This window comes from Streptomyces sp. SID12488 (assembly GCF_010548275.1).
Lineage (GTDB): Bacteria > Actinomycetota > Actinomycetes > Streptomycetales > Streptomycetaceae > Streptomyces.
The window spans coordinates 415,448-442,079 of sequence record NZ_JAAGLT010000002.1; the positions used below are offsets into that span (position 1 = coordinate 415,448).

21 protein-coding genes are annotated in these 26,632 nt (G+C 70.9%); 9 read left to right on the plus strand and 12 right to left on the minus strand.

From position 1 onward, the window contains the following. Window positions 1-344: 344 nt before the first annotated feature. From aceE to G3I56_RS06020, 5 genes are all read right to left on the minus strand, one after another. Window positions 345-3,065, minus strand: a complete 2,721-nt coding sequence (gene aceE, locus G3I56_RS06000; protein WP_164407778.1) for a pyruvate dehydrogenase (acetyl-transferring), homodimeric type — start codon at window positions 3,063-3,065, stop codon at window positions 345-347. Window positions 3,066-3,347: 282 nt separating this feature from the next. Then, complete coding sequence (locus G3I56_RS06005) at window positions 3,348-3,971, minus strand: GntR family transcriptional regulator (RefSeq protein ID WP_053742795.1); 624 nt, start codon at window positions 3,969-3,971, stop codon at window positions 3,348-3,350. Window positions 3,972-4,196: 225 nt separating this feature from the next. Next, entirely contained in the window at window positions 4,197-6,014 is a 1,818-nt protein-coding gene (gene sucB / locus G3I56_RS06010) for a 2-oxoglutarate dehydrogenase, E2 component, dihydrolipoamide succinyltransferase (RefSeq protein WP_164407779.1), read from the minus strand. Window positions 6,015-6,072: 58 nt separating this feature from the next. Then, the gene (lpdA, locus tag G3I56_RS06015; protein WP_164407780.1) at window positions 6,073-7,461 is read right to left on the minus strand and encodes a dihydrolipoyl dehydrogenase; all 1,389 of its coding nucleotides are present in this window, start codon (window positions 7,459-7,461) and stop codon (window positions 6,073-6,075) included. 305 nt (window positions 7,462-7,766) lie between these two features. Beyond that, window positions 7,767-9,287, minus strand: a complete 1,521-nt coding sequence (locus tag G3I56_RS06020) for a leucyl aminopeptidase (RefSeq protein ID WP_164407781.1) — start codon at window positions 9,285-9,287, stop codon at window positions 7,767-7,769. Window positions 9,288-9,618: 331 nt separating this feature from the next. Between G3I56_RS06020 and G3I56_RS06025 the strand changes: the two genes are divergently transcribed. From G3I56_RS06025 to G3I56_RS06040, 4 genes are all read left to right on the plus strand, one after another. Further along, on the plus strand, window positions 9,619-11,655 hold the full coding sequence (locus G3I56_RS06025; RefSeq protein WP_203689238.1) for a hypothetical protein: 2,037 nt from the start codon (window positions 9,619-9,621) through the stop codon (window positions 11,653-11,655). A gap of 134 nt (window positions 11,656-11,789) precedes the next feature. Then, window positions 11,790-13,313 carry a GT4 family glycosyltransferase PelF gene (pelF, locus tag G3I56_RS06030; RefSeq protein ID WP_164407783.1) on the plus strand — a complete coding sequence of 508 codons (1,524 nt, stop codon included), beginning with the start codon at window positions 11,790-11,792 and terminating at the stop codon, window positions 13,311-13,313. Next, window positions 13,310-14,800: a hypothetical protein gene (locus G3I56_RS06035; protein ID WP_164407784.1), complete on the plus strand. Its 1,491-nt coding sequence runs from the start codon at window positions 13,310-13,312 to the stop codon at window positions 14,798-14,800. The genes pelF and G3I56_RS06035 overlap by 4 nt, the downstream gene beginning before the upstream one ends. Before the next feature lie 46 nt (window positions 14,801-14,846). Then, window positions 14,847-15,497 (plus strand): spherulation-specific family 4 protein, encoded by a 651-nt coding sequence (locus G3I56_RS06040; protein ID WP_164407785.1) that lies wholly within the window; start codon window positions 14,847-14,849, stop codon window positions 15,495-15,497. Window positions 15,498-15,527: 30 nt separating this feature from the next. On the opposite strand, the gene G3I56_RS06045 is transcribed toward G3I56_RS06040, so the two are convergent. After that, entirely contained in the window at window positions 15,528-16,337 is an 810-nt protein-coding gene (locus G3I56_RS06045) for an adenosylcobinamide-GDP ribazoletransferase (protein ID WP_164407786.1), read from the minus strand. An 89-nt stretch (window positions 16,338-16,426) separates the two neighbouring features. On the opposite strand from G3I56_RS06045, the gene G3I56_RS06050 reads away from it, so the two are divergent. Continuing rightward, window positions 16,427-17,194: a hypothetical protein gene (locus G3I56_RS06050; RefSeq protein ID WP_164407787.1), complete on the plus strand. Its 768-nt coding sequence runs from the start codon at window positions 16,427-16,429 to the stop codon at window positions 17,192-17,194. On the opposite strand, the gene G3I56_RS06055 is transcribed toward G3I56_RS06050, so the two are convergent. From G3I56_RS06055 to cobT, 3 genes are read right to left on the minus strand one after another with little or no spacing between them, the layout of a single operon-like run. Beyond that, window positions 17,089-17,832, minus strand: a complete 744-nt coding sequence (locus tag G3I56_RS06055) for a hypothetical protein (RefSeq protein WP_164407788.1) — start codon at window positions 17,830-17,832, stop codon at window positions 17,089-17,091. The genes G3I56_RS06050 and G3I56_RS06055 overlap by 106 nt on opposite strands. Window positions 17,833-17,868: 36 nt before the next feature. After that, window positions 17,869-19,638 carry a phosphatidylglycerol lysyltransferase domain-containing protein gene (locus G3I56_RS06060; RefSeq protein ID WP_164407789.1) on the minus strand — a complete coding sequence of 590 codons (1,770 nt, stop codon included), beginning with the start codon at window positions 19,636-19,638 and terminating at the stop codon, window positions 17,869-17,871. Between the two features lie 55 nt (window positions 19,639-19,693). Further along, window positions 19,694-20,809, minus strand: coding sequence for a nicotinate-nucleotide--dimethylbenzimidazole phosphoribosyltransferase (gene cobT, locus G3I56_RS06065; protein WP_164407790.1), 1,116 nt, complete (start codon window positions 20,807-20,809; stop codon window positions 19,694-19,696). Window positions 20,810-20,941: 132 nt separating this feature from the next. On the opposite strand from cobT, the gene G3I56_RS06070 reads away from it, so the two are divergent. Continuing rightward, a complete protein-coding gene (locus G3I56_RS06070; RefSeq protein WP_164407791.1) occupies window positions 20,942-21,913 on the plus strand; it encodes a class I SAM-dependent methyltransferase in 972 nt (323 codons plus the stop codon). Window positions 21,914-21,920: 7 nt separating this feature from the next. Here the strand turns inward: G3I56_RS06070 and G3I56_RS06075 are convergent, their stop codons facing one another. After that, window positions 21,921-23,120 carry a bifunctional adenosylcobinamide kinase/adenosylcobinamide-phosphate guanylyltransferase gene (locus G3I56_RS06075; protein ID WP_164407792.1) on the minus strand — a complete coding sequence of 400 codons (1,200 nt, stop codon included), beginning with the start codon at window positions 23,118-23,120 and terminating at the stop codon, window positions 21,921-21,923. 302 nt (window positions 23,121-23,422) lie between these two features. Here G3I56_RS06075 and G3I56_RS06080 point away from each other — a divergent pair, with 302 nt between their 5' ends. Next, entirely contained in the window at window positions 23,423-23,638 is a 216-nt protein-coding gene (locus G3I56_RS06080; protein WP_164407793.1) for a hypothetical protein, read from the plus strand. 138 nt (window positions 23,639-23,776) lie between these two features. Here G3I56_RS06080 and G3I56_RS06085 read toward each other — a convergent pair whose 3' ends face one another. Together G3I56_RS06085 and G3I56_RS06090 are read right to left on the minus strand one after the other, a co-directional pair. After that, on the minus strand, window positions 23,777-24,484 hold the full coding sequence (locus G3I56_RS06085) for a methyltransferase domain-containing protein (protein WP_164407794.1): 708 nt from the start codon (window positions 24,482-24,484) through the stop codon (window positions 23,777-23,779). Between the two features lie 83 nt (window positions 24,485-24,567). Next, window positions 24,568-25,194, minus strand: coding sequence for a DUF3043 domain-containing protein (locus tag G3I56_RS06090; protein ID WP_164407795.1), 627 nt, complete (start codon window positions 25,192-25,194; stop codon window positions 24,568-24,570). Between the two features lie 224 nt (window positions 25,195-25,418). On the opposite strand from G3I56_RS06090, the gene G3I56_RS06095 reads away from it, so the two are divergent. Both G3I56_RS06095 and G3I56_RS06100 read left to right on the plus strand, forming a co-directional pair. After that, on the plus strand, window positions 25,419-26,216 hold the full coding sequence (locus G3I56_RS06095) for a PspA/IM30 family protein (protein WP_164407796.1): 798 nt from the start codon (window positions 25,419-25,421) through the stop codon (window positions 26,214-26,216). Between the two features lie 60 nt (window positions 26,217-26,276). Beyond that, on the plus strand, window positions 26,277-26,555 hold the full coding sequence (locus G3I56_RS06100) for a hypothetical protein (RefSeq protein WP_164407797.1): 279 nt from the start codon (window positions 26,277-26,279) through the stop codon (window positions 26,553-26,555). Window positions 26,556-26,632 lie beyond the last annotated feature (77 nt).

Sequence of the window (26,632 nt, forward strand, 5' to 3'; positions counted from 1 at the left end):
AGGGGCCTCGTCCTCAAACGCCGGACGGGCTGGAATGCCTGGGCCTGGGTTGGAGCGACGGTGGGGGTGGGTGGGTGGGAAACGCGGCTCGGGCTGAAGGGGCCTCGTCTTCCCACGCCGGGCGGGCTGGATATGCCTGGGCCTGGGCTGGAGTGACAGTGAGGGCGAGTGGGTGGGAAACAAGACCCGGGCTGAACCGGTCTCGCCTTCCCACGCCGGGCGGGGTGAGTTACCGGACCCCGGCTGAACAGGCCCTGCTGTTCGGTCGCCGGGCGCGCTCGCGAAGTTCGAGGGCGCCCGGCGAACGGACTGGAAACGGGCGGGTGGGTGGGCAAAACCGCCCCCTACAACCCGTACCGCTCCCGCGCCTCCTTCACTGCCGTGGCCTTGACCTCGCCCCGCCGAGCCAACTGCGCCAGCCCCGCCACGACGATCGACTCCGCGTCGACCCCGAAGTACCGCCGGGCCGCGTCCCGCGTGTCCGACAGTCCGAATCCGTCCGCGCCCAGCGACGAGTAGTCCTGCTCGACCCACTGAGCGATCTGGTCCGGCACCTGACGCATGTAGTCGGACACCGCCAGCACCGGCCCCTCGGCACCCTGGAGCGCCTGACGGACGTACGGCACCCGCTCCTCGCCCCGCAGCAGCGCCGCGTCCGCGTCCAGCGCGTCCCGCCGCAGCTCGGTCCAGGACGTCGCCGACCACACGTCGGCCGCCACGCCCCACTCCTCGGCGAGCAGCCGCTGCGCCTTCAGGGCCCAGTGGATCGCCGTACCGGAGCCGAGCAGCTGGATGCGCGGCGCGTTGGCGGCCGGTGAGAGCCCCGCCGACTCCGCCGTGTTGAACCGGTACAGCCCCTTGACGATGCCCTCGTCGATGCCGGTACCGGCCGGGCCCGACGGCTTCGCGGGCTGCGGGATCGGCTCGTTGTACACCGTCAGGTAGTAGAAGACGTTCGGGTCCTCGCCCGGCGCCGCCTCCCCGTACATCCGGCGCAGACCGTCACGGACGATCACGGCGACCTCGTACGCGAAAGCCGGGTCGTACGACATCGCGGCCGGGTTCGTCGCGGCGATCACGGGGGAGTGACCGTCCGCGTGCTGCAGACCCTCGCCCGTCAGCGTCGTACGGCCGGCGGTCGCGCCGACCAGGAAGCCGCGGCCGAGCTGGTCGCCGAGCTGCCACATCTGGTCGGCCGTGCGCTGCCAGCCGAACATCGAGTAGAAGATGTAGAACGGGATCATCGGCTCGCCGTGCGTCGAGTACGACGTCGACGCGGCGATGAAGTCCGCCATGGAACCGGCCTCGGTGATCCCCTCGTTGAGGATCTGGCCGTCCTTGGCCTCCTTGTAGTACATCAGCTGGTCGCGGTCGACCGGCTCGTACGTCTGGCCCTTGGGGGAGTAGATCCCGAGGGAGGGGAACAGCGACTCCATGCCGAAGGTACGTGCCTCGTCCGGCACGATCGGTACCCAGCGACGGCCCGTCTCCTTGTCGCGGACGAGGTCCTTGACCAGCCGTACGAAGGCCATCGTCGTGGCGATGTTCTGCGAGCCGGAGCCCTTGTCGAACGACGTGAACGTCTTCTCCGCAGGGGCGGGGAGCGGGGCGAGTGCCTGCGTACGGCGGGCCGGGGCCGGGCCGCCGAGGGCCGCGCGGCGCTCCTGGAGGTAGCGGACCTCGGGGGAGTCGGCGCCGGGGTGGCCGTAGGGGACGACACCGTCGACGAACTGCGCGTCGGAGATGGGGAGTTCGAGCAGATCACGCATCTGCTTGAACTCGTCCACCGTCAGCTTCTTCATCTGGTGGTTGGCGTTCTTCGAGGCGAAGCCCTCGCCCAGGGTGAAGCCCTTGACCGTCTGGGCCAGGATGACCGTCGGTGCGCCCTTGAACTCGACCGCCGCCTTGTAGGCCGCGAACACCTTGCGCGACTCGTGGCCACCACGCGAGAGGTGGAAACACTCGAGGATCTTGTCGTCGCTCAGCAGCTTCGCCATCTCGGCGAGCGCCGGGTCCTTGCCGAAGAAGTCGGCGCGGATGTAGGCGGCGTCGCGCGTCTGGTACGTCTGCACCTGGGCGTCCGGCACCTCGCGGAGCCTGCGTACGAGCGCGCCCGTGGTGTCGAGCTGGAACAGCTCGTCCCACGCCGTGCCCCACAGCGTCTTGATCACATTCCAGCCCGCGCCGCGGAACTGTGCCTCCAGCTCCTGCACGATCTTGAAGTTCGCGCGGACCGGCCCGTCGAGACGCTGGAGGTTGCAGTTGATGACGAAGGTCAGGTTGTCGAGACCTTCTCGCGACGCCAGCGCCAGTGCCGCCGTCGACTCCGGCTCGTCCATCTCGCCGTCGCCGAGGAACGCCCACACGTGGGACGCCGAGACGTCCTTGATGTTGCGGTTGGTCAGGTAGCGGTTGAAGCGTGCCTGGTAGATCGCCGACAGCGGGCCGAGACCCATCGACACCGTGGGGAACTCCCACAGCCAGGGCAGCCGGCGCGGGTGCGGGTAGGACGGGAGGCCGTTGCCGCCCGACTCGCGGCGGAAGTTGTCGAGGTGGTCCTCGCTCAGCCGACCGTCGAGGAAGGCGCGGGCGTAGATGCCGGGGGAGGCGTGGCCCTGGATGTAGAGCTGGTCACCGGAGCCGGGGGACTCCTGCGACTCCTTGCCCTTGAAGAAGTGGTTGAAGCCCGTCTCGTACAGCCAGGCGGCCGAGGCGAAGGTGGCGATGTGGCCGCCCACGCCGTGTTTGCTGCCCCGGGTCACCATGGCCGCCGCGTTCCAGCGGTTCCAGGCGGCGATCCGGTGCTCCATCGCCTCGTCGCCGTCCGCTACGGGCTCGGCGGCGGTGGGGATGGTGTTGACGTAGTCCGTCTCCAGCAGCTTGGGCAGCGCGATGCCGTTGCCCTCGGCGCGCTCCAGCGTGCGGCGCATCAGATACGCGGCACGGTGCGGCCCGGCCGCCTTGGTGACCGCGTCCAGTGAGGCCTGCCATTCGGCGGTCTCTTCGGGGTCGCGGTCAGGGAGCTGGTCGAGCTCGCTCGGCTGGATGGCCTTGGGGTCGGTCATGTCGCCGCCTTCCTCAGTCGAAGGGGGTTCCCTCGTCGGTAAGGGTTCGGGGGTGCCCTTGGTCTTTGGCAGGACAGGGCTGCGGGTCCTTGGCGGTGTCGATTTTGTGGCTCCGCCACGGGCCCGTCGGCGACTCTAACTCGCTGATCGATGATCGATCAAAGGGTTGAGGGCAAAACCTCTTGATCACGAGAAAGTAGGCACGGGGTGCCTTGTGAGTGGGCACGGGGTGCCGCACTTTTTCGCTGTTTCCGCAGGTGAGCGAGTATGGGCTCGGTTGTGTCAGGGGCGCGGCGCGCACCCGAGCACATGCGCCTTCACCAGCTCGGCGATCCGTGGATCCCGGCGGCGGAACGCGGCGACCAGCTCCTCGTGCTCCTCCGCGTACGACTGCTGGACCGTCCCCAGCCAGCGGATCGACAGGGCCGTGAACACCTCGATGCCCAGCCCCTCCCAGGTGTGCAGCAGCACCGAGTTCCCGGCCGCGCGCACCATCTCGCGGTGGAACCCCACCGTGTGCCGGACCTGGCCGGTTCCGTCCGACGCCCGGTCGGCCTCGTAGAGGGCGGCGACATGCGGTTCGAGGGCCGAGCAGTCGTCCGCCAGCTTCGCCGCCGCGAGCTCCGCCGCGATGGCCTCCAGGCCGGCCCGGACGGGGTAGCTCTCCTCCAGGTCGGCGGCGGTCAGATTCCGTACGCGTACGCCCTTGTTGGGCGCCGACTCGATCAGCCGCAGCGACTCCAGCTCGCGCAGCGCCTCCCGTACGGGGGTCTGGCTGACCTCCAGCTCGGTCGCGATCCGGCGCTCGACGATCCTCTCGCCCGGCTTCCAGCGCCCGCTGACGATCCCCTCCACGATGTGCTCGCGGATCTGCTCGCGCAGCGAGTGGACGACGGGCGCGGTCATGAGGGCTCCTTGAGGGAGGGGCTTCGGCCCCAGGGGCTTTGACCTTTAGACAATAAGGCCGCGTCCCTGCACAGAGGGGTTCCGGGCGAGGGTGCGGCCGAACGTGAGACGAGCGTTACAGACCGGGCAGGGCCCACGCCACAGCACGTACGACGGTGCCCCGTCCGGAGGACTCCGGACGGGGCACCGTCGTACACACGTACAGCCCAAGCGGCTGGCGGCCGGCTACAGGCCGAGTTCGACCTCGAACTCGCCGGCCTCAAGGATCGCCTTGACGGCCGTCAGGTAACGGGCCGCGTCGGCGCCGTCGACCAGACGGTGGTCGTAGGACAGGGTCAGGTACGTCATGTCGCGTACGCCGATGACCGTGCCCTCCTCCGTCTCGATGACCGCCGGGCGCTTGACCGTCGCGCCGATGCCCAGGATCGCGACCTGGTTCGGCGGCACGATGATCGTGTCGAAGAGCGCGCCGCGCGAGCCGGTGTTGGAGATGGTGAAGGTCGCGCCGGACAGCTCGTCCGGGGTGATCTTGTTGCCCCGGACCTTGCCTGCGAGCTCGGCCGTGGCCTTGGAGATACCGGCGATGTTGAGGTCGCCCGCGTGCTTGATGACCGGGGTCATCAGGCCCTTCTCGGAGTCCACCGCGATACCGATGCTCTCGGTGTCGAAGTAGGTGATCGTGCCCTCGGCCTCATTGATCCGGGCGTTGATGACCGGGTAGGCCTTCAGCGCCTGGGCCGCCGCCTTCACGAAGAACGGCATCGGGGAGAGCTTGACGCCCTCACGGGCGGCGAAGGAGTCCTTCGCCTGCGCGCGGAGCTTCATCAGGCGGGTGATGTCGACCTCGACGACCGAGGACAGCTGCGCCTGCTCGCGCAGCGCCTTGACCATGTTGTCGCCGATGACCTTGCGGATGCGGGTCATCTTGACGGTCTGGCCACGCAGCGGCGAGACCTCCAGGACGGGGGTCTTGCGCGCCGTGGAGGCAGCCGGGGCGGCAACGGCGGCAGCGGGCGCCGGAGCAGCCGCGGCGGCCTTCGCGGCGTCGGCGGCGGCCAGGACGTCCTGCTTGCGGATACGACCGCCGACGCCGGTGCCCTTGACGGAGCCCAGGTCGACGCCGTTCTCGGCGGCGAGCTTGCGCACCAGCGGGGTGACGTACGCGCCGTCGTCACCGGAGGTGGCGGCGGGCGCCGGAGCGGCCGGTGCCACGGGGGCGGGCGCGACCGGCGCGGGCGCCGGGGGAGCGACCGGAGCCGCGGCCTTGACCGGAGCCGGCGCGGGGGCCGGAGCGGCCGGAGCCACGGGGGCCGGGGGCGCGACGGGCGCGGCCGGGGCGGCCCGAGCGGGCGCCGGGGCGGCGGCGACGGGCGCCGGAGCCGGGGCGGCCGGAGCCGGAGCAGCCGCCGGAGCGGCACCCGGGGCACCGATCACGGCCAGCTTGGCGCCGACCTCGGCGGTCTCGTCCTCGGCGACCACGATCGCCAGGAGCACGCCGGAGACGGGCGCCGGGATCTCGGTGTCGACCTTGTCCGTGGAGACCTCGAGCAGCGGCTCGTCGGCCTCGACGCTGTCGCCGACCGACTTCAGCCAGCGGGTGACGGTGCCCTCGGTGACGGACTCGCCGAGCGCGGGCAGAACGACGTCCGTGCCCTCGGCGGAGCCGCCGCCGGTGGCGGCCTCGGCGGTGGGAGCCGGGGCCGGAGCCGCCTGCTCGGTGGAAGGCTGGGACTGCGGCGCCGGCTCGGGGGCCGCGGGGGCCTCCTCCTCGGCGGCCGGGGCGGGGGCGGCAGCGGGGGCGCCGCTGCCGTCGTCGATGAGGGCCAGCTCGGCGCCGACCTCAACGGTCTCGTCCTCGGCGACCTTGATGGAGGCGAGGATGCCGGAGACGGGCGAGGGGATCTCGGTGTCGACCTTGTCGGTCGACACCTCCAGCAGCGGCTCGTCGGCCTCGACGCGCTCGCCCTCGGCCTTCAGCCAGCGGGTGACAGTGCCCTCGGTGACGCTCTCACCGAGCGCCGGAAGGGTTACGGAAACCGCCATGGTTTCGGTTGCTCCTTACGAATTGCGGAAGTCTGTGTCGTCGTCCGTCGAGCGAGGGTCAGTCGTGGGAGTGCAGCGGCTTGCCGGCCAGGGCCAGGTGGGCCTCGCCGAGTGCCTCGCTCTGCGTCGGGTGGGCGTGGATGAGCTGCGCGACCTCGGCCGGCAGCGCCTCCCAGTTGTAGATCAGCTGGGCTTCGCCGACCTGCTCGCCCATACGGTCGCCGACCATGTGGACGCCGACCACGGCACCGTCCTTGACCTGGACGAGCTTGATCTCGCCCGCGGTCTTGAGGATCTTGCTCTTGCCGTTGCCCGCGAGGTTGTACTTCAGAGCGACGACCTTGTCCGCACCGTAGATCTCCTTGGCCTTGGCCTCGGTGATGCCCACGGAGGCGACCTCGGGGTGGCAGTACGTCACCCGGGGCACGCCGTCGTAGTCGATCGGGACGGCCTTCAGACCGGCCAGACGCTCCGCCACCAGGATGCCCTCGGCGAAGCCGACGTGCGCGAGCTGGAGTGTCGGGACCAGGTCACCGACGGCGGAGATGGTCGGCACGTTCGTCCGCATGTACTCGTCGACCAGGACGTAGCCGCGGTCGAGCGCGACGCCCTGCTCCTCGTAGCCGAGGCCGGCCGAGACCGGGCCGCGGCCGACGGCGACGAGCAGCACCTCGGCCTCGAACTCCTTGCCGTCGGCAAGGGTGACCTTGACACCGTTCTCGGTGTACTCGGCCTTCGAGAAGAAGGTGCCCAGGTTGAACTTGATGCCGCGCTTGCGGAACGCGCGCTCAAGAAGCTTGGAGGAGTTCTCGTCCTCGAGGGGGGCCAGGTGCTTGAGGCCCTCGATGATCGTGACGTCCGTACCGAAGGACTTCCACGCGGAGGCGAACTCGACGCCGATGACGCCGCCGCCGAGGACGATCGCCGACTGCGGCACCCGGTCCAGGACGAGGGCGTGGTCCGAGGAGATGATCCGGTTGCCGTCGATCTCCAGGCCCGGCAGCGACTTCGGCACGGAGCCGGTCGCCAGCAGGACGTGGCGGCCCTGGATCCGCTGCCCGTTCACGTCGACCGAGGTGGGGGAGGAGAGCCGCCCCTCACCCTCGATGTAGGTGACCTTGCGGGAGGCGACGAGGCCCTGGAGTCCCTTGTACAGGCCCGAGATGACCTCGTCCTTGTACTTGTGGACCGCCGGGACGTCGATGCCCTCGAAGGTGGCCTTGACGCCGAACTGCGCGCTCTCGCGGGCCTGGTCGGCGATCTCGCCAGCGTGGAGCAGGGCCTTGGTGGGGATGCATCCCCGGTGCAGGCAGGTACCGCCGACCTTGTCCTTCTCGATCAGGGCGACGTCAAGCCCCAGCTGGGCCCCGCGCAGCGCCGCGGCGTAACCGCCACTGCCACCGCCGAGGATCACTAGGTCGAAAACGGTGCTGGCGTCGTTCGCCACGTCACGTCCTCCATGCATTGCGCCGTACGCCGGTCGTCAGTGACCGGGCGGCGGCTGGTGTCCGGCCGCTCTTTCTTCGGCCCTGTGGTGGGGGCCCTGTCCTGCCGAGCCCCATCTTCGCACTTGTCGGCCCCGGACGAGACGCCGGGTGACTGTGAGAGACGCCCCACCCGATAGGGGCGCGAGGAACTGCGCGACAAGCCACACACGACCCGCACTCGCGATACGACGCGCATGACCGAGCTGATAGGCGTGACGGGACCTCGGCACTACCCGCACGCGAGGTCCCGTCACCAAAAGCACCTTCAGCCCAGATCGCCGACAGCAGTCAACTCAGCCAGCCGAACAAGCGTCCGCACCGCAGTCCCGGTCCCGCCCTTGGGCGTGTACCCGAAAGGCCCGCCCTCGTTGTACGCGGGCCCCGCGATGTCGAGGTGCGCCCAGGTGATCCCCTCACCCACGAACTCCCGCAGGAACAGGCCCGCGACCAGCCCGCCGCCGTACCGCTCACCCATGTTCGCGATGTCGGCCGTGGGGGACTCCATCCCCTTCTTCAGGTGGTCGGGCAGCGGCATCGGCCACGCCGGCTCCCCGACCTCCTCCGCCGCCTCGTGCACCGCGGAGCGGAACGCGTCGTCGTTCGCCATGATCCCGTACGTCCGGTTGCCCAGCGCCAGCATCATCGCGCCGGTCAGCGTCGCCACGTCGACGATCGCGTCCGGCTTCTCGGCCGAGGCGGCCCACAGGGCGTCGGCGAGGACGAGACGGCCCTCGGCGTCGGTGTTGAGGACCTCGACGGTCTTGCCGCTGTACATGCGCAGCACGTCACCGGGGCGGGTGGCGGTGCCCGACGGCATGTTCTCGGCGAGCGCCAGCCAGCCGGTGACGTTGACCTCGAGGCCGAGCCGCGCGGTGGCGACGACCGCGGCGAGGACCGCCGCCGCACCGCTCATGTCGCACTTCATCGTCTCGTTGTGCCCGGCGGGCTTGAGCGAGATGCCGCCCGAGTCGTAGGTGATGCCCTTGCCGACGAAGGCGAGGTGCTTGCTCGCCGCCTCGTGCGTGTACGTCAGCTTCACCAGCCGGGGACCGGCGGCGGAGCCGATACCGACGCCGAGGATGCCGCCGTAGCCGCCCTTCTCCAGCGCCTTCACGTCGAGCACCTGCACCTTGATGCCGTGCTCGTCGGCCGCGGTCTGCGCGACGGCGGCGAAGGCCTCCGGGTTGAGGTCGTTCGGCGGGGTGTTGATCAGGTCGCGGGCCCGGTTGAGCTCCTCGGACACGGCGGTGGCGCGGGCGACGGCCGCCTTGTACGCGGCGTCGCGGGGCTTGCCGCCGAGCAGGGCGATCTCGCCGAGCGGCGCCTTGCCGTTCTTGGCGTCCTTGCCGATCTCCTTGTACGCGTCGAAGCTGTACGCCCCGAGCAGCGCGCCCTCGCCGATCGCGCCGGCGTCGGCGGCGTCCTCGATCGGCAGGGCGAAGGCGGCCTTCTTGGCGCCGGCGAGAGTGCGGGCGGCCACACCGGCGGCGCGGCGCAGCGACTCGGCGCCGAAGGTCTCGTCCTTCTCGGGCAGCGCGCCCAGGCCCACGGCCACGACGACGGGTGCCTTGAAGCCGGCCGGGGCGGGCAGCTTGGTCACCTCGCCCTCCGCGCCGGAGGCGCCGAGGGTCCCCAGGACGTCGGCGAGCTTGCCGTCGTACGCCTTGTCCACGGCCTCGGCGCCCGGTGCGACGACGGGGCCCTTGCCGCCCTTGGCGACACCGACGACGATCGCGTCGGCCCGAAGGCCGGGCGCCGCGGCGGTGCTGAGAGTGAGAGCAGTCACGGTGGTGAATTCTCGCTTCCGTCTGAAAACTTCTGTGGCCGAGTGGAATGGGTCGACCAGGCCCGACAAGCGACCCTAGGTCCGGCCCCGGGGGCAGTCCGTACCAGGGTTGGTACACCCGGCACGAGCCTACGCTCGGTCGCTGCGTTCGCTCATTCCTGCGAGCGTTCACCTGGCAGTGGCGTCATGGTCACTTCCCACCCTTCACTTCCGGTGACCTGAGTCACACTCGTCAAGTTCTGGTAAGCGGTGCTGGCATCGCTTATGCATCATTTCCACGGATCCTCTCGGAATTGACCACCGGGGCGGACTGGTTGGGGGAGGGGCGAACATGGCGCAGATAGCGCCCAGAAGTAAATTTTCCCGGGACACGGCCATTGTCGTGGCGGTTGCCGGACTGCTGGCGTTGGGGCTGGGAGTGCCCGGCGCGGCAGCCGCCGCGGAGCCGCGCGTCGACCTGAAGGTGCTCGTCGTGGACAACGGCGACAGCCCGGTCGACGCCATCACGGCCGAACTGGCGGACACGGGCATCCCGTACACGACCGTCGACCTGAACGACGCGAACCGCCCGACGATCGACGCCGCGTTCCTGAGCGGCACGGTGAACGGCACACCCCTGGCCAGGTTCCAGGGCGTGGTGCTGCCCAACGAGGCCCCGTTCGGTACGGGTTCGGCCGAGCAGACCGCCCTGGAGACCTACGAGACGACGTACGGCATCCCGCAGGTCGACGCCTACACCTGGGCGCACCCGGAGGTCGGCCTCGACTACAGCTCCTACTCCGGCACCCTCGACGGGCAGGCCGCCGCGGTCACCGACTCGGGCCGGGCGGGGTACTTCGGCTATCTCGACGGCCCGCTCACGTTCGAGGACAACTCGGCGTCCGTGCAGGAGAGTTACGGCTTCGTCGCCACACCTCGCGCGGGCTTCACCAGCTACGTCGACACCGCCGTGCCCGGCGGCACCGGCCGCGGCAGCCTGATCGGCGAGTACGCGCACGACGGGCGCCGCGAACTCGTGGTCACCTTCGCGTACAACGAGTACCAGCAGCAGTTCCGGGTCCTGGCCCGGGGCATCGTGGAATGGCTGACCCAGGGGATCCACCTGGGACAGAGCCGGAACTCCTTCTCCGTGCACGTCGACGACGTCTTCGCGCCCGACAGCCGCTGGGACACCGAACGCAACTGCACGCCCGGCGACTTCGACTGTGTGGGCGGCGACGGCGAGGGCACCACGCCGATCCGGATGACGGCGGCCGACGCGGTGTACGCGGCCCAGTGGCAGCAGAGCAGCGGCCTCACGCTCGACATGGTCTACAACGCCGGTTCGGGAGAGGAATGGAAGAGCGAGAACGGCGGCACGGACGCCCTCGCCGCCCAGCTCCTCACCGACAAGGCCAAGTACCGCTGGGTGAACCACACATACACCCACCAGTACCTCGGTTGTGTGCAGGACACCGCCACCGTGCCGTGGAGCTGCGCGAAGAACGCGGACGGCTCCACTCGGTACATGAGCCGCGCCGAGATCTCGGCGGAGATCGCGAACAACTACAACTGGGGCCTCACCCACGGTCTTCCGGCCGAGCGGGGTGAGCTGGTGACCGGTGAGCACTCGGGCCTGAAGACCCTGCCGCAGCAGCCCGCCGACAACCCGAACCTCGCGGGCGCCCTCGCCGACAACGGCATCCAGTGGACCGCCTCCGACAACTCCCGCGAGCCGCAGCAGCGTTCGGCGGGCAGCAGCACACTGACCGTGCCGCGCTATCCGATGAACGTGTACTACAACACGGGCACGAAGGCCGAGATGGCCGACGAGTACAACTGGATCTACGCCTCGGCGGCCGACGGCGGCAGCGGCATCTGCGAGAACAACCCGACGTCCACCTGCCTGGCCGAGCCGCTCGACACCGCCACCGGCTATCTGTCGTACATCGTCCCGCAGGAGGCGCGCACCGCGCTCGGGCACGCCATCTCGGGCGACCCGCGTCCGCACTACGCGCACCAGTCCAACCTGGCCGAGGACCGCACCCTGTACCCGGTCCTGGACAAGGTCCTCGCCGACTACCGGGCGCTGTTCGCGGACAACACCCCGTTGGAGAACCCCCGCCAGAGCGCGATCGGCACCGAACTCCAGCGCCGCGCCGCCTGGCGGACAGCTGTCGCGAACGGCACGGTCACGGCCTACCGCGTCGGCAAGAAGATCACGGTCTCCGCCCCGTCCGGTACCCGGATCCCGGTCACCGCCCCGACGCGAACCACCAAGCAACTCCTGCTGGGCACCACCGCGTTCGGCACCCCGTACGCGGGCCGCCTCTCGGCCTGGACGACACCGGAGCTACTCCAGTCCGCACTCACGCTGAACCTGCCGTAAGGCAGCTACCCCGAAGGGGCAGCGCCGCCGAAGGGGCGCGGGGAACTGCGCGACCAGCCACGACGAACCCGCAGCCGGGGCCGATCGCACAGTTCCCCCCACATCACCCGCATCCCAGGGGAAGAGCCAACGCAGTGTTCCGCACAGGCCGTCACGTCACCATGCTCACCGAAGGCACCTACCCGCACGTCCACGGAGGGGTAAGCACCTGGTGCGACCAGCTGGTCAAGGGCATGCCGGAAGTCGACTTCCACATAGTCTCGCTCACCGGCAGCGGCCGCGAACCCGTCACCTGGGAGCTGCCGCCCAACGTCTACCGGCACACCTCCGTGCCGACGTGGGGACCGCGACCCGGTCGCGCGAGAGCACCGCTGGGCCGGTCCCGTCGCCGTTTCATCGACGCGTACGAGCGCTTCCTGCTGTCCTTCCTGGACCCGGCGGCGCCCTGCGACTTCGGTGAGGCCCTCTACGAACTCGCCGAACTCGCCCGCGACGGACGCCTGTCGGCGGCCCTGCGCACCGAGTCGGCGCTGCGCTCGCTGATGTGGATATGGACGATGCCGCATCTGTCGACCGCCGAGGCCCGCCCGACGGTTCACGACGCCCTGACCGCAACGGACCTGCTGGAGCACGCACTTCGGCCGCTGGGCACCCGTATCCCTGAGAACTCCGTCGCCCACGCGGTCAGCAGCGGCCTCGCCACCCTGCCCGCGCTCGCCGCGCACAAGCTGGACGGTGTGCCGTTCCTCCTCACCGAGCACGGCATCTATCTGCGCGAGCGCTACCTCGGCTACCGCAGCGGTGAACAGCGCTGGCCCGTCAAGGCGTTCATGCTCGGCTTCTACCGTGAGCTGAACTCCCTCGGCTACCGCGAGGCCGACCTCATCACCCCCTGCAACCAGTACAACCGCCGCTGGGAGGAACGCGGCGGCGCCGACAGCGACAAGATCCGCACGGTCTACAACGGCGTCGACCCGCACGCCTTCCCGCACGCCGGCCCCGAGCCCGAGGTCCCCACCCTCACCTGGTGCGGACGCGTCGACCCCATCAAGGACCTGGAGACACTGCTCCGCGCCTACGCCATGGTCCGCGCCGAACTCCCGGAAACCAGGCTGCGGTTGTTCGGCCCGGTACCGGCGGGCGGCGAGGCGTACCAGACCCGCCTGGAGAAGCTCGCCGCCGAACTCGGTGTCACCGACGGACTGACCTTCGAGGGCCGCATCACCGAGGTCTGGCGCGCCTACGCGGCCGGTCACATCGTCATGCTGTCGTCCATCTCCGAGGGCTTCCCGTTCTCCATCATCGAGGCGATGTCCTGTGGCCGTACGACGGTCTCGACGGACGTCGGTGGAGTGAGTGAGGCCGTCGGCGACACCGGCCTCGTCGTGCCGCCGCGTGAACCGGAGAAGATGGCCGCCGCCGCACTGACCCTCCTCCGGGACGATGAACGGCGCCTGAAACTGGGCGAGTTGGCCCGTCAGCGAGTGATCGACCGTTTCACGCTCCGCCGTTCCGTGGACGCCTTCCGGACGATCTACCAGGAACTCGCGGGCCGGCCCGAGGTGTACGAACCGACGCTGGAGACCGTCGCCGACTGGACTCTCGAACTGCGTGACCCCTGGTACGAGGCCGTCGCGACGGAAGGGGCCGGCTGGTGAGCGGAAGCATCTGGATGCCGCCCGGAGCGGGCCCCGGCACGCTCCCCGCCATTCCCCGGCAACGCACCGTCCCCAGCTGGGCGGAGCCCGACCCGATTGACCAACTCGCGGCCCGGCTCGACGACTTCATAGCCGCCGCCGTCCACCCGGACGAGATAGCCGCCCTCCTGGAGTCCGACGGCCTGTCGGACGACCAGATACGCGAGCGGTACGGCGTCAGGAGCTCCTTCGCACTCGCCGAGGAGTTGTACGACCGGGTCGAGCGCCGCTATCCCGAACCGGACGGCCCGGCCCACGATCCCTGGCGGACAGGCCTGTTGGGCTGCCTCCTCAGAGGCGTCGTCTTCGCCCTCCCCGGCCTCGGCTACGTCCTCGGGGCCCCGCTCCTGGCCGGCCCGAAGGACGGCCTGGGCCTCCCGGCCGGCACGATCCCACTGCTCGCCGGCGCCCTGGTCGGCTGGACCTGGAACCAGGGCCTGTCCCACCGGGCGTACTCCTGGCTCAGCCTGGGCGACCGCCCGGCGGCCCGCCGCTCCCTCCTGCTCGGCGCCCCGGCCGGGGCACTCCTCGGCTCCCTGGTCGCCCTCGCGGCCATAGGCGCCGCCACCCCCGGCGCGGTCGCCTTCGCCGCAGGCCAGTCCTGCTACCTCGCCGCCGCCACCGCCCTGCTCGTCCTGGGCCGCGAACGCGCCCTCCTCGCAGCCCTGCTGCCGATGGCGGCGGGCGCGGTCCTGGCGATGATCCGACCCGTGCCGGACGCGGCGAGAGCCGTCCTGCTGCTGGGCTCCCTGATCGCAGTAGTGATCTTGGGTCTACTCGAAGTCGTGCCTGGCAGCACCGGACCCAAGGGGCGCGGGGCTGTATTTGATTTGCGGCTACCGCCGCGTGGGCGCGACAAGCCCCCACGGGCCCGCAGACGACCTACATCCTCAGGCCCCCGTCTGTCCATTTCTGTCCCGTACGCCCTGTTCGGCCTCGGCGGCGGCATCCTCGTCCTCTACGCGGCCCTGGGCGGAGCCCCCGCCGCCGTCGCGCTCACGCTGAGCATGGGCCCCGCCGAATGGCTCCTGCACCGCTTCCGCAGCAACAGCCTCGCCGGACTGCGCTCCACCAGTACCTCGAAGGACTTCTGGCGCACCACAGCCGTCACCCTCATCGAGTGCCTCAGCGCCTACCTCGCCACCCTCCTCGCCCTCAGCCTCGCCATCTCGGCACTCTGGCCGCACGATCCAGGCGTGGGAGGCATCAGGCTCGCCGGCCTGCTCCTCCTCGGCGTGGTCCTCTGGACGGGCCTGCTGCTCCAGTCCTTCGGCGCGATCCTCAGCGCGGCCGTGATCTGCTGTGTCGCGGCCCTCGCCCAGACCCTGGCCCTGGCGACCCACGTCGGCAGCCCGCACTGGGTGGGCCTGATCGTGTACGGAACGGCGGCCTGCGTCCAGGCGGCCCTGGTCGGCGGCCTCCTGGGCCGAGCGACCGCCCACCGCTGAGCAGCCGCAGGATCCCCAGCCGAACGGAACGGACAAGAACCCCCACATGAGCCCCAGCAGTCTCCTGGTCCCGTACTACGAACACCCGTCCGTCCGCCCCGCCGAGTGGGAGGCGATCCTCGCCGCCGCGCCAGGCCTGTACGGGGTGGTCCTGAACCCGGCCAGCGGCCCCGGCGACCACCCCGACCCGGCTTTCGCCGAGATCGCCGCCCGACTGCGCGCGGAGGGCGTCAGGGTGCTCGGGTACGCCGACACCGACTACGCCCGCCGACCGGTCACCGCCGTCATCCGCGACCTGGTCCGCCACCACGAGTGGTACGGCGCGGACGGCGCCTTCCTCGACCAGGTCACCTCGGAACCGGACCGGCTCGACCACTACCGGCGTCTCGCCTCGGCGGCCTGGGGCACCGGCCTGCGCACCCTCGCCCTCAACCACGGCGTCCCGCCGCACCCCTCGTACGCCAGGATCGCCGACGTCCTGGTGACCTTCGAGGGCACCTGGGACACGTACCGCACCCAGCGCCCCCAGCCCTGGGGGGCCCCGGGAACACGCCTGTGCCACCTCGTGTACGGCGTCCCGCCGGACGCCGACCTCGAAACCGAGGCCAGGACCCGGGGAGCCGACCTGCACTGCGCGGTGCCCGGCACCGGAGACCATCCCTGGGGCACCCTGCCCCACGCCGTGCCCGTGGCCTGAGCACCTGAGTGACTGTGTGCGGCTGATGTCTCAGCGCAGCGACAGCACAACCAGTGCCGCCGTGGCCGCCGTCTCCGCGAGGCCGCCGAAGACATCGCCGGTGATCCCGCCGAAGCGGCGCGTGCAGTGCTGCAGGAGGCGTTCGGCGGCGGCGCAGGCCGCGACGACCGCGAAAGCGGTGCGGACGATGTCGAACGCCCCGAAGAACGCGCCGAAGCCGGCCGCCGCGAGCGTCACCAGGGCCGCGACCAGCAGCGCCGAGCGCACGGGCACCGTTTCCGCGACCGCCGCCCCCAGTCCGTCCGGCCGCGCGGGCGGTACGCCGGTGCGGGCGGCCAGGGTGAGGGCCAGCCGGGCGGCGGTCGCCGAGACGACGGCGGCGAGCGCACCCCTGGCCCACGAGTCGCCGTACGCCTGAGCGAGCACGGCCACCTGGGCCAGCAGCACGAACACGAGGGCGAGCACGCCGAACGGGCCGATGTCCGACTGCTTCATGACGCGCAGCGCGTCCTCGGCGGGCTTGCCGCTGCCCAGCCCGTCGGCGGTGTCGGCGAGACCGTCGAGATGCAGCCCCCGGGTGAGTACGGCGGGTACGGCAGCCGTGGCGACGGCGGCGAGCAGCGCACCGGCGCCCAGGAACAGAAGCAGTAGCCCGACCCCGGCGGCACACAGACCGACGACCAGACCCGCCACCGGCGCGCACAGCATGCCGCCACGCGCCGCGTCCCGGTCCCAGCGGGTCACCTTCACCGGCAGGACCGTCAGCGTGCCGAAGGCGAAGCGGAGGCCGTCGAGGGGGTCGGAGGCCCCGGGATGTTCCGGAGGCGGGGGCGTGGACACCGGCGCAGAGTACCTGGCGGGGTGCGGGCAGCCCAGGGCGGGCGGTGAGTGAGGGTCACGAATGGTGCATACCTGGATAAAGTGCATGCATGGGTCATTGGCTGGAGCGGAACATCATCGAGCCGGGCAAGCTGCCGCTGCTCCTGGCGCTCGCCGCCTTCGTACTGACGTTCCTCATCACCCGGGTCGTCACCCGGATGATCCGCGCGGGCAAGGGGCCGTTCGGCAACGTCAAGGCGGGCGGGATGCACATCCATCACGTCGTGCCCGGGGTCGTACTGACCGTCGTGGGCGGCTTCGGGGCCGTGGCCAGCGGGCAGAGCGGGTTCGGCGCGGGGCTGTGCGCGGTGCTGTTCGGGATGGGCGCCGGTCTGGTGCTGGACGAGTTCGCGCTGATCCTGCACCTCGACGACGTCTACTGGACCGAGGCCGGCCGGCAGAGCGTCGAGGTGGTGGTGCTGACGGCGGCCCTGGTCGGCCTGGTCCTCCTGGGCTTCCTGCCGTTCGGCGTGAACGACCTCACCGACGAGGACATCCAGAACCGGGGCGAAGCCATGCTCAGCGTCGGCGTCAACTTCTGTTTCTCCCTCCTCGCCCTGAGCAAGGGCAAGACCCGCACGGCGATCTTCGGCGTGATCGTCCCCTTCGTCGCGATCCTGGGCGCCCTTCGCCTGGCCCGCCCCGGTTCCGCCTGGGCGAAGCGCTTCTACCGCCGCCGCCCGCGCGCCCGTTCCCGCTCCGTCCTGCGCGCCTACCGCCACGACCGCCGCTGGGCCGGCCCCCGGCGCCGCGTCCAGGACCTGATCGGCGGCAAGCCCGATCCCCAGCCGACCCGCACCCCTGCCGTACGCCCGTGACGCGTCGCCGAGACCCCGCACAGGGCGAGTACGGCCACGATGGCGGCCAGGTGCTCCTTGCCCGCGAGGTTGTCCTTCAGGATCACCTCCACCACCATCGCGACGACCACCGCACCGGCGGTCACGTACGCCCGGTAGCGCCACCCCAGGAACACGGCGAGGCCCACCACGGCCGCCGACGGGCCGGTGTCCACGACGTGCGCGTCCGTGCCGGGCAGTCCCAGGAGGCCCGCCGGGCCCACGGCGATGCCCACGCGCGCGTAGAGCGTGCCGGCGAGGGTGGCGGCGTACGCGATGACGAGGGTGCGCCACCGGCCGAGGCAGATCTCGGCGAGGCCGAAGGCGGCCAGGATCTGCGCCAGCGCGCCCCAGACCGGCAGGTCGGGGGCGGGTACGAAGAGGGAGAGCGGGGTGCGCAGCAGGGCGAGCCAGAGAGGGTCCCCGGCGCGGACGGCACCGGCGTCCTGGACGATCCGGTAGCCCCAGGACTGGTTCTGCGTGAACTGGACGAGCGCGGTCAGGCACACGACCACGAGCGTCATGGGCACCGCCCGCCACCGCCGCCGGAACAGGGGCTCACGTACGGCGACGTACAGCCGCCCCCATTCGGCGCGGGCCCAGCGGGCGACCGTGCTCATACCCCGGTCCTCATCCGTGCGTGCCCGTCCACGTGCTCATCTCTTCGACTCCAGGTGTCTCCTGTGCAGCCACTTCGGCAGTCCCGGCGCCTCCAGGAAGCCCTCCGCGCGCGCGGCGGCGATGCCGATGCGCGGCAGGTCCGCGCTCTTCTCGAAGAGCAGGAACCGGGGCTCCCAGATGGGCCGGTACTTCGCGTTGGCGCGGTACAGCGACTCGATCTGCCACCAGCGGGAGAAGAAGCTGAGCAGCGAGCGCCACAGCCTCAGCACCGGCCCCGCGCCGATGCGCCCGCCACGTTCGAAGACGGAACGGAACATCGCGAAGTTGAGTGAGACCTGAGTGATCCCGATCTCCTCGGCGCGCTGGAGAAGTTCGATGACCATGAACTCCATCAGCCCGTTGTCGGAGTCACGGTCGCGCCGCATGAGGTCGAGCGAGAGGCCGTGCGGCCCCCAGGGAACGAAGGAGAGCAACGCTCTCAACTCTCCCTCCCCATCGGTACATTCGAGCATCACGCACTGCCCGTCGGCCGGATCGCCGAGCCGCCCGAGCGCCATGCTGAACCCGCGCTCGGTGGCGCCGTCCCGCCAGTCGTCGGCGCGCTGGAGGAGGGACGTCATCCCGGCGGCCGGGATGTCGGCGTGGCGCCGGATGCGTACGGTGTACCCGGCCCGCTTGACCCGGTTGTAGGCCTGCCGGACGGTCCGCATGGCCCGCCCCTCCAACGTGAACTCGGCGGTCTCGACGATGGCCTCGTCGCCGAGTTCGAGGGCGTCGAGGCCGTGCCGCGCGTACACCGTGCCGGCCTCCTCGCTCGCCCCCATCGCGGCCGGGATCCAGCCGTGGGCGCGGGCCTCGGCGAGCCACGGTTCGATGGCGCCGGGCCAGGCCTCCGGGTCGCCGAGCGGATCACCGGCGGCCAGGGAGACCCCGCCCAGGACGCGGTAGGCGACGGCGGCCTTGCCGGTGGGGGACCAGACGACGCTCTTCTCGCTGCGCAGGGCGAAGTAGCCGAGGGAGTCGCGGTCGCCGTGCCGGTCGAGGAGGGCGCGCAGCCTGGTCTCGTCGTCCTCGGTGAGCGGGTCGACGGCACGGCGGGAGCGGAAGGCGGCGTAGAAGACGGCGAGGATCAGCACCGTACTGATGACGTTGATGGTGACGTCGACCCAGTTGGGCGTGGAGATCCCGGCGAAGCCCGTGTCGTCGGCGGCGACGGAGATCAGCCGCATCGTGCCGTAGCCCCAGCGCTCCAGGAACGTCGAGCGGTGGCTGTCGTGCGCCTGGTTGGCGACGGTGACCAGCAGCGCGGCGAGGAGCGAGGAGACGAGCAGGCCGCCGACCGCGACGGCGGCGGCGAGCCGAGGGTTGGACCGGTCGCCCTTGGCGTAGAACTCGCGCCGCCCGACGACGAGCGCGGCGACGAAGGCGGCCGTGAGGACGAGCGAGATCCAGTTCTGCGCGTGTTCCCTGATCTCCGCGAAGAACATGGCGAACGCGAACAGCAGCAGGAACAGGGAGCTGATCACGATGTTCAGGATCCAGGCGGCCCGCTTGCGGCGCCGCATGGTGATCGCCAGGAACATCGTGAACACACCGGAGGCGAAGCCAGCGGTCAGCAGGTACGGGGTGAAGAAGTTCTCCTCGTTGTGCCGCCGCACGTCGTTCCCGAAGGAGACCCACACCGCGCTGAGGAGATTGACGAAGGTGACGACCCGCAGATACCAGACGGCGAACGCGGCGGCGCGCCGCGAGGCGGTGGTGCTGGCACTTCGCTGAACGTTCGGCGTGAGCCGGTCATCTCCCATGGAGAACGATCATATGGGGCATGTTGCGCTATGTGCCCCATATGATCCCCGGTGGTCAGAGAGCCTCCGACTCCTCCGGTGCCTCCGACTCCTCCAGTTCCTTCGCGTCCTCCGCCTTGGGTGTCTCCGGCGTCTCCGGCAGCTCCGCAGCCAGGGCCGCGGCTGCCTGGACCAGCGGGAGGGCCAGCAGGGCCCCGGCTCCCTCGCCCACGGTCACCCCGTGGTCGAGCAGCGGCTCCAGCGCCATCCGGTCGAGGGCCTTCGCCTGGGCCGGCTCCCCGCTGTTGTGTCCGGCGAGCCACCAGTCCGGCGCCCGGAAGGCGATCCGCTGCCCGACCAGCGCGCAGGCGGCCGAGACGACACCGTCCAGGATCACCGGCATCTTGCGCACCGCGCTCTGCAGCAGGAACCCGGTCATCGCGGCGAGGTCGGCGCCGCCCACCGTCGCCAGCAGCTGCAACTGGTCCCCGAGCACCGGCCGGGCCCGCCGCAGCGAGTCGCGGATCGCGGCGCACTTGCGCATCCACGCCAGGTCGTCGATCGGTAGCCCGCCCCGCCCGGTGACGACGGACGCGTCCGTCCCGCACAACGCGGCCACCAGCACCGACGCGGCCGTGGTGCCGCCCACGCTCACATCGCCGAGCACCACCAGATCCGTACCGGAGTCGGCTTCCTCGTCGGCCACGGCGACCCCCGCCAGGAAGGCGGCCTCGGCCTCCTCGAGGGTCAGCGCGTCCTCGACGTCGATCCGCCCGCTGCCGCGCCGCGTCCGGTGTCCCGCGACCTCGTCGGGCAGCGTGTCCGGCTCGCAGTCCAGCGCCATGTCGATGACACGCACGGGCACACCGAGCCGCCGCGCGAGCACGGCGACGGGGCTGGAGCCGTCCAGCACGGCCCGCACGGACTTCTCGGCGCTGCCGGCCGGGCGCGCCGACACACCCTGGCCGGCGATCCCGTGATCCCCCGCGAACAGCACTACTCGCGGTCGCTCCACCGCCCGTACCGGTACGGAGGACTGCGCCGCCGCCAGCCACTCGCCCAGGTCGTCGAGGCGCCCGAGCGACCCGGGCGGCACGATCTGGCGCTCCCGCCGTGCCTCCGCGTCGCGGCGCACACCGCCGTCGGGACGCTCGATCAGATCGGTGAAGTCGTCGAGATTAAGCGAGCTCATTCGCCGAACAGTACCGGCAGCGATCGAACAGGGCGCCGTCACGTTGGAGCCATGTCATTGCACCCAGGATCGCGATCCCCTACGTAACGTTTTGAGACGTAATGTCGTAGCACCTCCTGGTAGGAGCCGCTCATGCCCGCCGCACCCAAGGCGACCGCCCCACAGGAGACCGGGACCGACGGGTTCCACGAACCGCGCCGCGAGGACTGCCCCTGGTGCGGCTCCAGGCGATTGCGCACCCGGCTGCGCACATCGGACCTCCGGCGGCGCGGGCCGGGCACGTTCGTCGTCGACGAGTGCCGCGACTGCGCCCACGCCTTCCAGAACCCGCGCCTCACCGCGGAGGGTCTCGCCCTCCACCACCAGGATCTGCCCGAGGCCCCCCACCCGGTCGCGCCCCGCCGCCACCGCGCGGCGGCCCGGGCGATGCTCCCCTTCCCGGAACCGGAGAGCTGGCTCGACGTGGGGACGGGCGAAGGAGCCTTTCCGGCGGCGGCGAAACGCTATTTCCCGTACACGGCCTTCGACGGCGTCGACACCACCCGCCGCGTTCAGAAGGCCCGCGCCTCCGGCCACATCGAGGAGGCCTACCGGGGCCGGCTCACGGACGAGAAGATCGTCAACCGTCTGCACGCCCGCTACGACGTCGTCAGCATGTTCCACCACCTGGAACACACCGAGGACCCCCGCGAGGAACTCCGCGCCGCCCTGCGGGTCCTTCGCCCCGGCGGCCACCTCCTCATCGAAGTCCCGGACCCGCACTGCGCGTTCGGCACCCTGCTGGGCAGGTGGTGGCCCTGGTACGCCCAGCCGCGCCACCTCCACCTGATGCCGCTGGCCAACCTGGTGGCGGAACTGGAGTCCCAGCACTGCACGATCATCGTGACGGACCGCCGGGAACCCCACATCCCGTACGACCTGACAGGTGCCCTCTCCCTGGCCGTCACCCGCGCCCTCCCGGCCCGTCGCACACTCCTGCTCCGGGCGGTGACCCCGTTCCTGGCGGTGGCCACAGCCCTGGACCACACCCTGGCCCCGCTCCTGCGCCGTACCCGCTTCGCGAACACGTACCGGATCATCGCGAGGAAGGGCGCCTCCGACTGACCGGCGCTCACCCCCGCAGGGCCAGCGCCTGCCCGGCCACCACCAGCAGCACGTGCTCGCACTCCGCCCCGAACACCGAGTTCAGCCGCCCCAGCTCGTCCCGGTACCGCCGCCCGGACGCCGTGGCGGGCACAATTCCCGACCCCACCTCGTTGGACACGGTGACCACGGTCCGCCGCGTCGACCGGACCGCCGCCGTCAACTCCCGCACCCGCCGCCGCAATTCCTTCTCCCCACCCCCCGCCCACTCCGCGTCGTCCCACGCCCCCACCTGGTCCATCGCGTCCGTCAGCCACAGTGACAGGCAGTCGATGAGCAGCGGCGCCCCCTCGTCCTTCAGCAGCGGTACGAGGTCACACGTCTCGGAGGTACGCCACGACCCGGGCCGCCGCTCCCGGTGCGCGTGCACCCGCGCCGCCCACTCCCCGTCCCCGTTCCGCGTCCCGCCCGTGGCCACGTACAGCACGTCCGGGAACGCCTCCAGCCGCCGCTCCGCCTCCACCGACTTCCCCGACCGCGCCCCGCCCAGGACCAGCGTCCGCCGGGGCACGTCCGGTACGTCCTCGTAGACCCCGACCGTCAACGTCGTACCGTCCGCCACCGCCCGCGCGCCCGCCGCCGCGAGCCGGCGCCGCAGCTCGGCACCCGGCGGCACGTCATGGTCCAGATGAACGGCGACGACATCCGTGGCCGGCCCGATCGCGCCCACTGCCCGCAGCCGGGCCAGGGCGTCCGGCCGCCCGACGACGTCCGCGAGGACCATGTCGTACGAGGGACCGTTCCCGTCGAGCCCGGCCGGCGCCGCGCCCGGCGGCAGATACAGCAGGCGCTGCCCGTCGGGACCGGTCACCGCGTACCCCGTACCCGGTGCGTCCATCGGGACCGCGCGCACCCGGTGCCCGGTCAGCAGTGCCAACTCCCGCCCGTCCGGCACCCGTCCGGGCTGCGGGAGCCCCGCCGGCACCTCCACGGCGGGCCCGTCGTGCGGATGCGACAGCAGCACCTGCCGTACGCCGCCCAGCGAGTGCCCGGCACGGGCCGCCGCGAGTACGGCGCCGGGGGTGAGGTCGAGCAGCAGCGTGCCGTCCACGAGCAGCGCGGTGGCCGCCCGCGCGTGCACACCGAGCGCGCCGGCACAGGCCGCGCACGCACAGTCGGGGCGGGGCAGACCCGCGGGGGCACCGGTACCGAGCAGAGTGAGTTCCACGAACCTGATTTTCGCGTGTCCCCGCAGGTCTTGCGCGTCCGGCTGGGGCCTGTCCGGCGGATCAGGTCGGAGAATAGCTGCGGTGCCTCATCAACGCAGGTGAGCGGGTCTTGGTGCGTCTGGCTGCAAGGCGGAGGAGGGAGTCGACGCGGAGCGTCGGCGAATGACGACAACGCCGCAGACGGGCGTGCCAAGACCCGCGTCTCCGACATGATCCGCCGGACAGGCCCTAGGCTCGGGGGGCTGGAGCGGGATCAAGATCCGGCTCCTGGTCTGCAGCGGTTCATATCTTGGAGGCGTACATGGCGGCATGGACGTGGCGGTTCGAGAAGGCCGACGGGGCGGAGGTCCAGCCCGCGCTGGAGCCCGAGGAGTTCACGACGCAGGGGGACGCCGAGTCCTGGATCGGTGAGTACTGGAAAGAACTTCTCGCAGGCGGCGCGGACCAGGTACGGCTGTTCGAGGACACCACACAGATCTACGGCCCGATGAGCCTGAAGGACGCCCAGGAGGCGTAGCCGGACAGAAAACCTGCCCCGCGCCCCTCGAGGGGCGCGGGGCAGGTTTTTAGGGGCGCGGGGCTGTACTTGACTTGCGGCTACCGCCGCGCGGGCGCGACCAGCCACGACGGACCCGCAGACGAAGCACCGGGGTTATCAGCCCCGAACACCGCACAGGTGCAACAAAGCAGCCACTTGCCGATAGGGATCGGTCCGCCCGGCCCGCTCCTCCACGGCCAGCAGCGCGTCAACCTCGGCCTCGGCCGGGATCTCCGCGTCGTCGTCCGCCGTGTCGGTGAACACCCGCACCCCGTACCACGCGTGCAGCGGCGCCCCGATGCCGGCGAGCGTGCCGGTGAGGGTGGAGAGCCGGTCGGCGCGAACTTCGAGGCCGAGCCGGTTCGTGTACGAGTCGGTGTCGAAGGAGCCCAGGGCTCCCGACCAGTCCCCGGCGAGCCCCGGCCGCATGGCCAGCGCGTCGCCGTTGCGCACCAGCAGCGACAGCAGCCCGCCCGGCGCCAGCATCCGCGCCAGCCCCGCCAGCAGGGCGTCCGGCAGTTCGACGTACATCAGTACGCCATGGCAGAGCACGACGTCGAAGCTGCCCGGCAGGAAGTGCACCCCGGTGTCACGGCCGTCGCTCTCGAGGAGCCGGACGCGATCACGGATGCCCTCGGGCTCGGCGGCCAGCGCCTCACGGGCCGCGTCGAGCATCCTCGGGTCCTTCTCGACACCGGTGACCTGATGGCCGGCCCGGGCCAGCCGCAACGCCTGCGTGCCCTGGCCCATACCGACGTCGAGCACCCGGAGCCGCTGCCCGACCGGGAACCGCCCGGCTATCTGCTCGTCGAGCTGCCGGGCCACCAGTTCCTGCCGTACGACATTCCGCAGCCCGCCCAGCCTGTCCAGCCAGGCATCCGCCGCGCCCCCGGAGAACGACGTAGTGCTCAGGGCCGCTCTCCGCGCTTGACCTGCGGCTTCGGCAGCCGGAGGCGACGCATCTGGAGGGAACGCATCAGCGCGTAGGCGACCGCGCCCTTCGTCCGCTCGTTCGGGTGGCGTGTGGCCAGCTGCTTCTTCAGCCGGAGCGCGATGAAGACCGAGTCCACGATGATCAGCACGATCACGAAGAGCCACAGCAGCAGCGCGATGCTCTGCAGCGCGCCGACCCGGACCATGCTCAGCACGAGGATGATCACGGCCATCGGCAGGAAGAACTCGGCGACGCAGAAGCGCGAGTCCACGAAATCGCGCGCGAAACGGCGCACCGGGCCCTTGTCGCGGGCGGGGAGATAACGCTCGTCCCCGCTGGCGAGTGCCTGGCGCTGGCGGTCCATCGCGGCACGGCGTTCGTCGCGCTGTCGCTTGGCCCCCTCCTTACGCGTCGTGGGAGTACTGGCGACGCTGCGGCGCTGGGACTGGGCCGCACTCCGCTTGGGAGTGGGCCTGCCCTTCGGGGCCTGCGGGTCACGGGTCTGCTTGGAGTCGGTCACCAGCGCCTTGTCGGCGGGGGCCTTCTCTTCCTTGGCGCGGCTACGGAACACAAAACCCAAGGGTAATGGGTATCGGGGCATGGACCCCAGCCGAGTGGGGAACGATCCGGCAACACCGGTCGTCTTTACGAGACAGACAGTAGGGGGTCACCTACTCCCTACGCCGGAGTGGGACAGATCGCAGTCGTCCTTGGGGATGAGCGCATCGGGCCCGGAACAGTGCGGTAATGGAGGCAGGGCCCGTACTGTTGGTCCTGTTGCAGGTCCTGGAGCTGAAGTCAGTCAGAAGGGGGCGCGCGAAGCCCATGAGCGGTGTCATGAAGCGTATGGGGATGATCTTCCGCGCGAAGGCGAACAAGGCCCTTGACCGGGCCGAGGACCCGCGCGAAACCCTCGACTACTCGTACCAGAAACAGCTGGAGCTGCTCCAGAAGGTGCGCCGCGGTGTCGCCGACGTGGCGACCAGCCGCAAGCGCCTGGAACTGCAGCTCGCCCAGCTGAACAAGCAGTCCTCCACGCTGGAGGACCAGGGCCGCAAGGCGCTCGCGCTGGGCCGCGAGGACCTGGCCCGCGAGGCGCTCTCGCGCCGCGCCGCCCTCCAGCAGCAGGTGACGGACCTGGAGACGCAGCACCAGACCCTCCAGGGCGAGGAGGAGAAGCTCACCCTCGGGGCGCAGCGACTCCAGGCCAAGGTCGACGCCTTCCGCACCAAGAAGGAGACGATCAAGGCGACGTACACCGCCGCCCAGGCCCAGACCCGGATCGGTGAGGCGTTCACCGGCATCTCCGAGGAGATGGGCGACGTTGGCCTGGCGATCCAGCGGGCCGAGGACAAGACGGCACAGCTCCAGGCGCGGGCGGGTGCGATCGACGAGTTGCTCGCCTCCGGCGCCCTGAACGACCCCACGGGCATGGCCAAGGACGACCTCCAGGCCGAGCTGGACCGGCTCTCCGGTGGTACGGATGTCGAGCTGGAACTGCAGCGCATGAAGGCGGAGCTGGCCGGCGGGTCGTCCTCGGGGAAACAGGCCATCGAGGGCGGCAGCGGCCAGCAGCAGTCCCAGCAGCAGCCGAACGACACTCCGCGCTTCGACAAGCAGTAAGCCACCGCGGCAACCCGTAGCGGCAACCCACAGCAGTGGGCCACGCCTGAGGAGGGCGACATGATCGTACGGATCATGGGGGAGGGCCAGGTGAGGCTGGCGGACAGCCACCTCACCGAGCTGAACAAGCTGGACGACGTGCTTCTGGCGGAAATGGAGCTCGGCGACGGCCCCGGCTTCCGCCGCACTCTCCACCTCCTGCTGGACAAGGTCCGCGATCTCGGCGAGCCCCTTCCGGACGCCGCCCTGGACCCGTCGGACCTCATCCTCCCGTCGCCGGACGCGACGCTGGAGGAAGTCCGGGAGATGCTGGGCGACGACGGCTTGATCCCGGGGTGAGGTTCCGTATTTCAGCGCCGGACGGCAACTTCAGCCCGTCCGGCGATTGAGGACAAGGCCCGTTCAGGGCCGTAGCG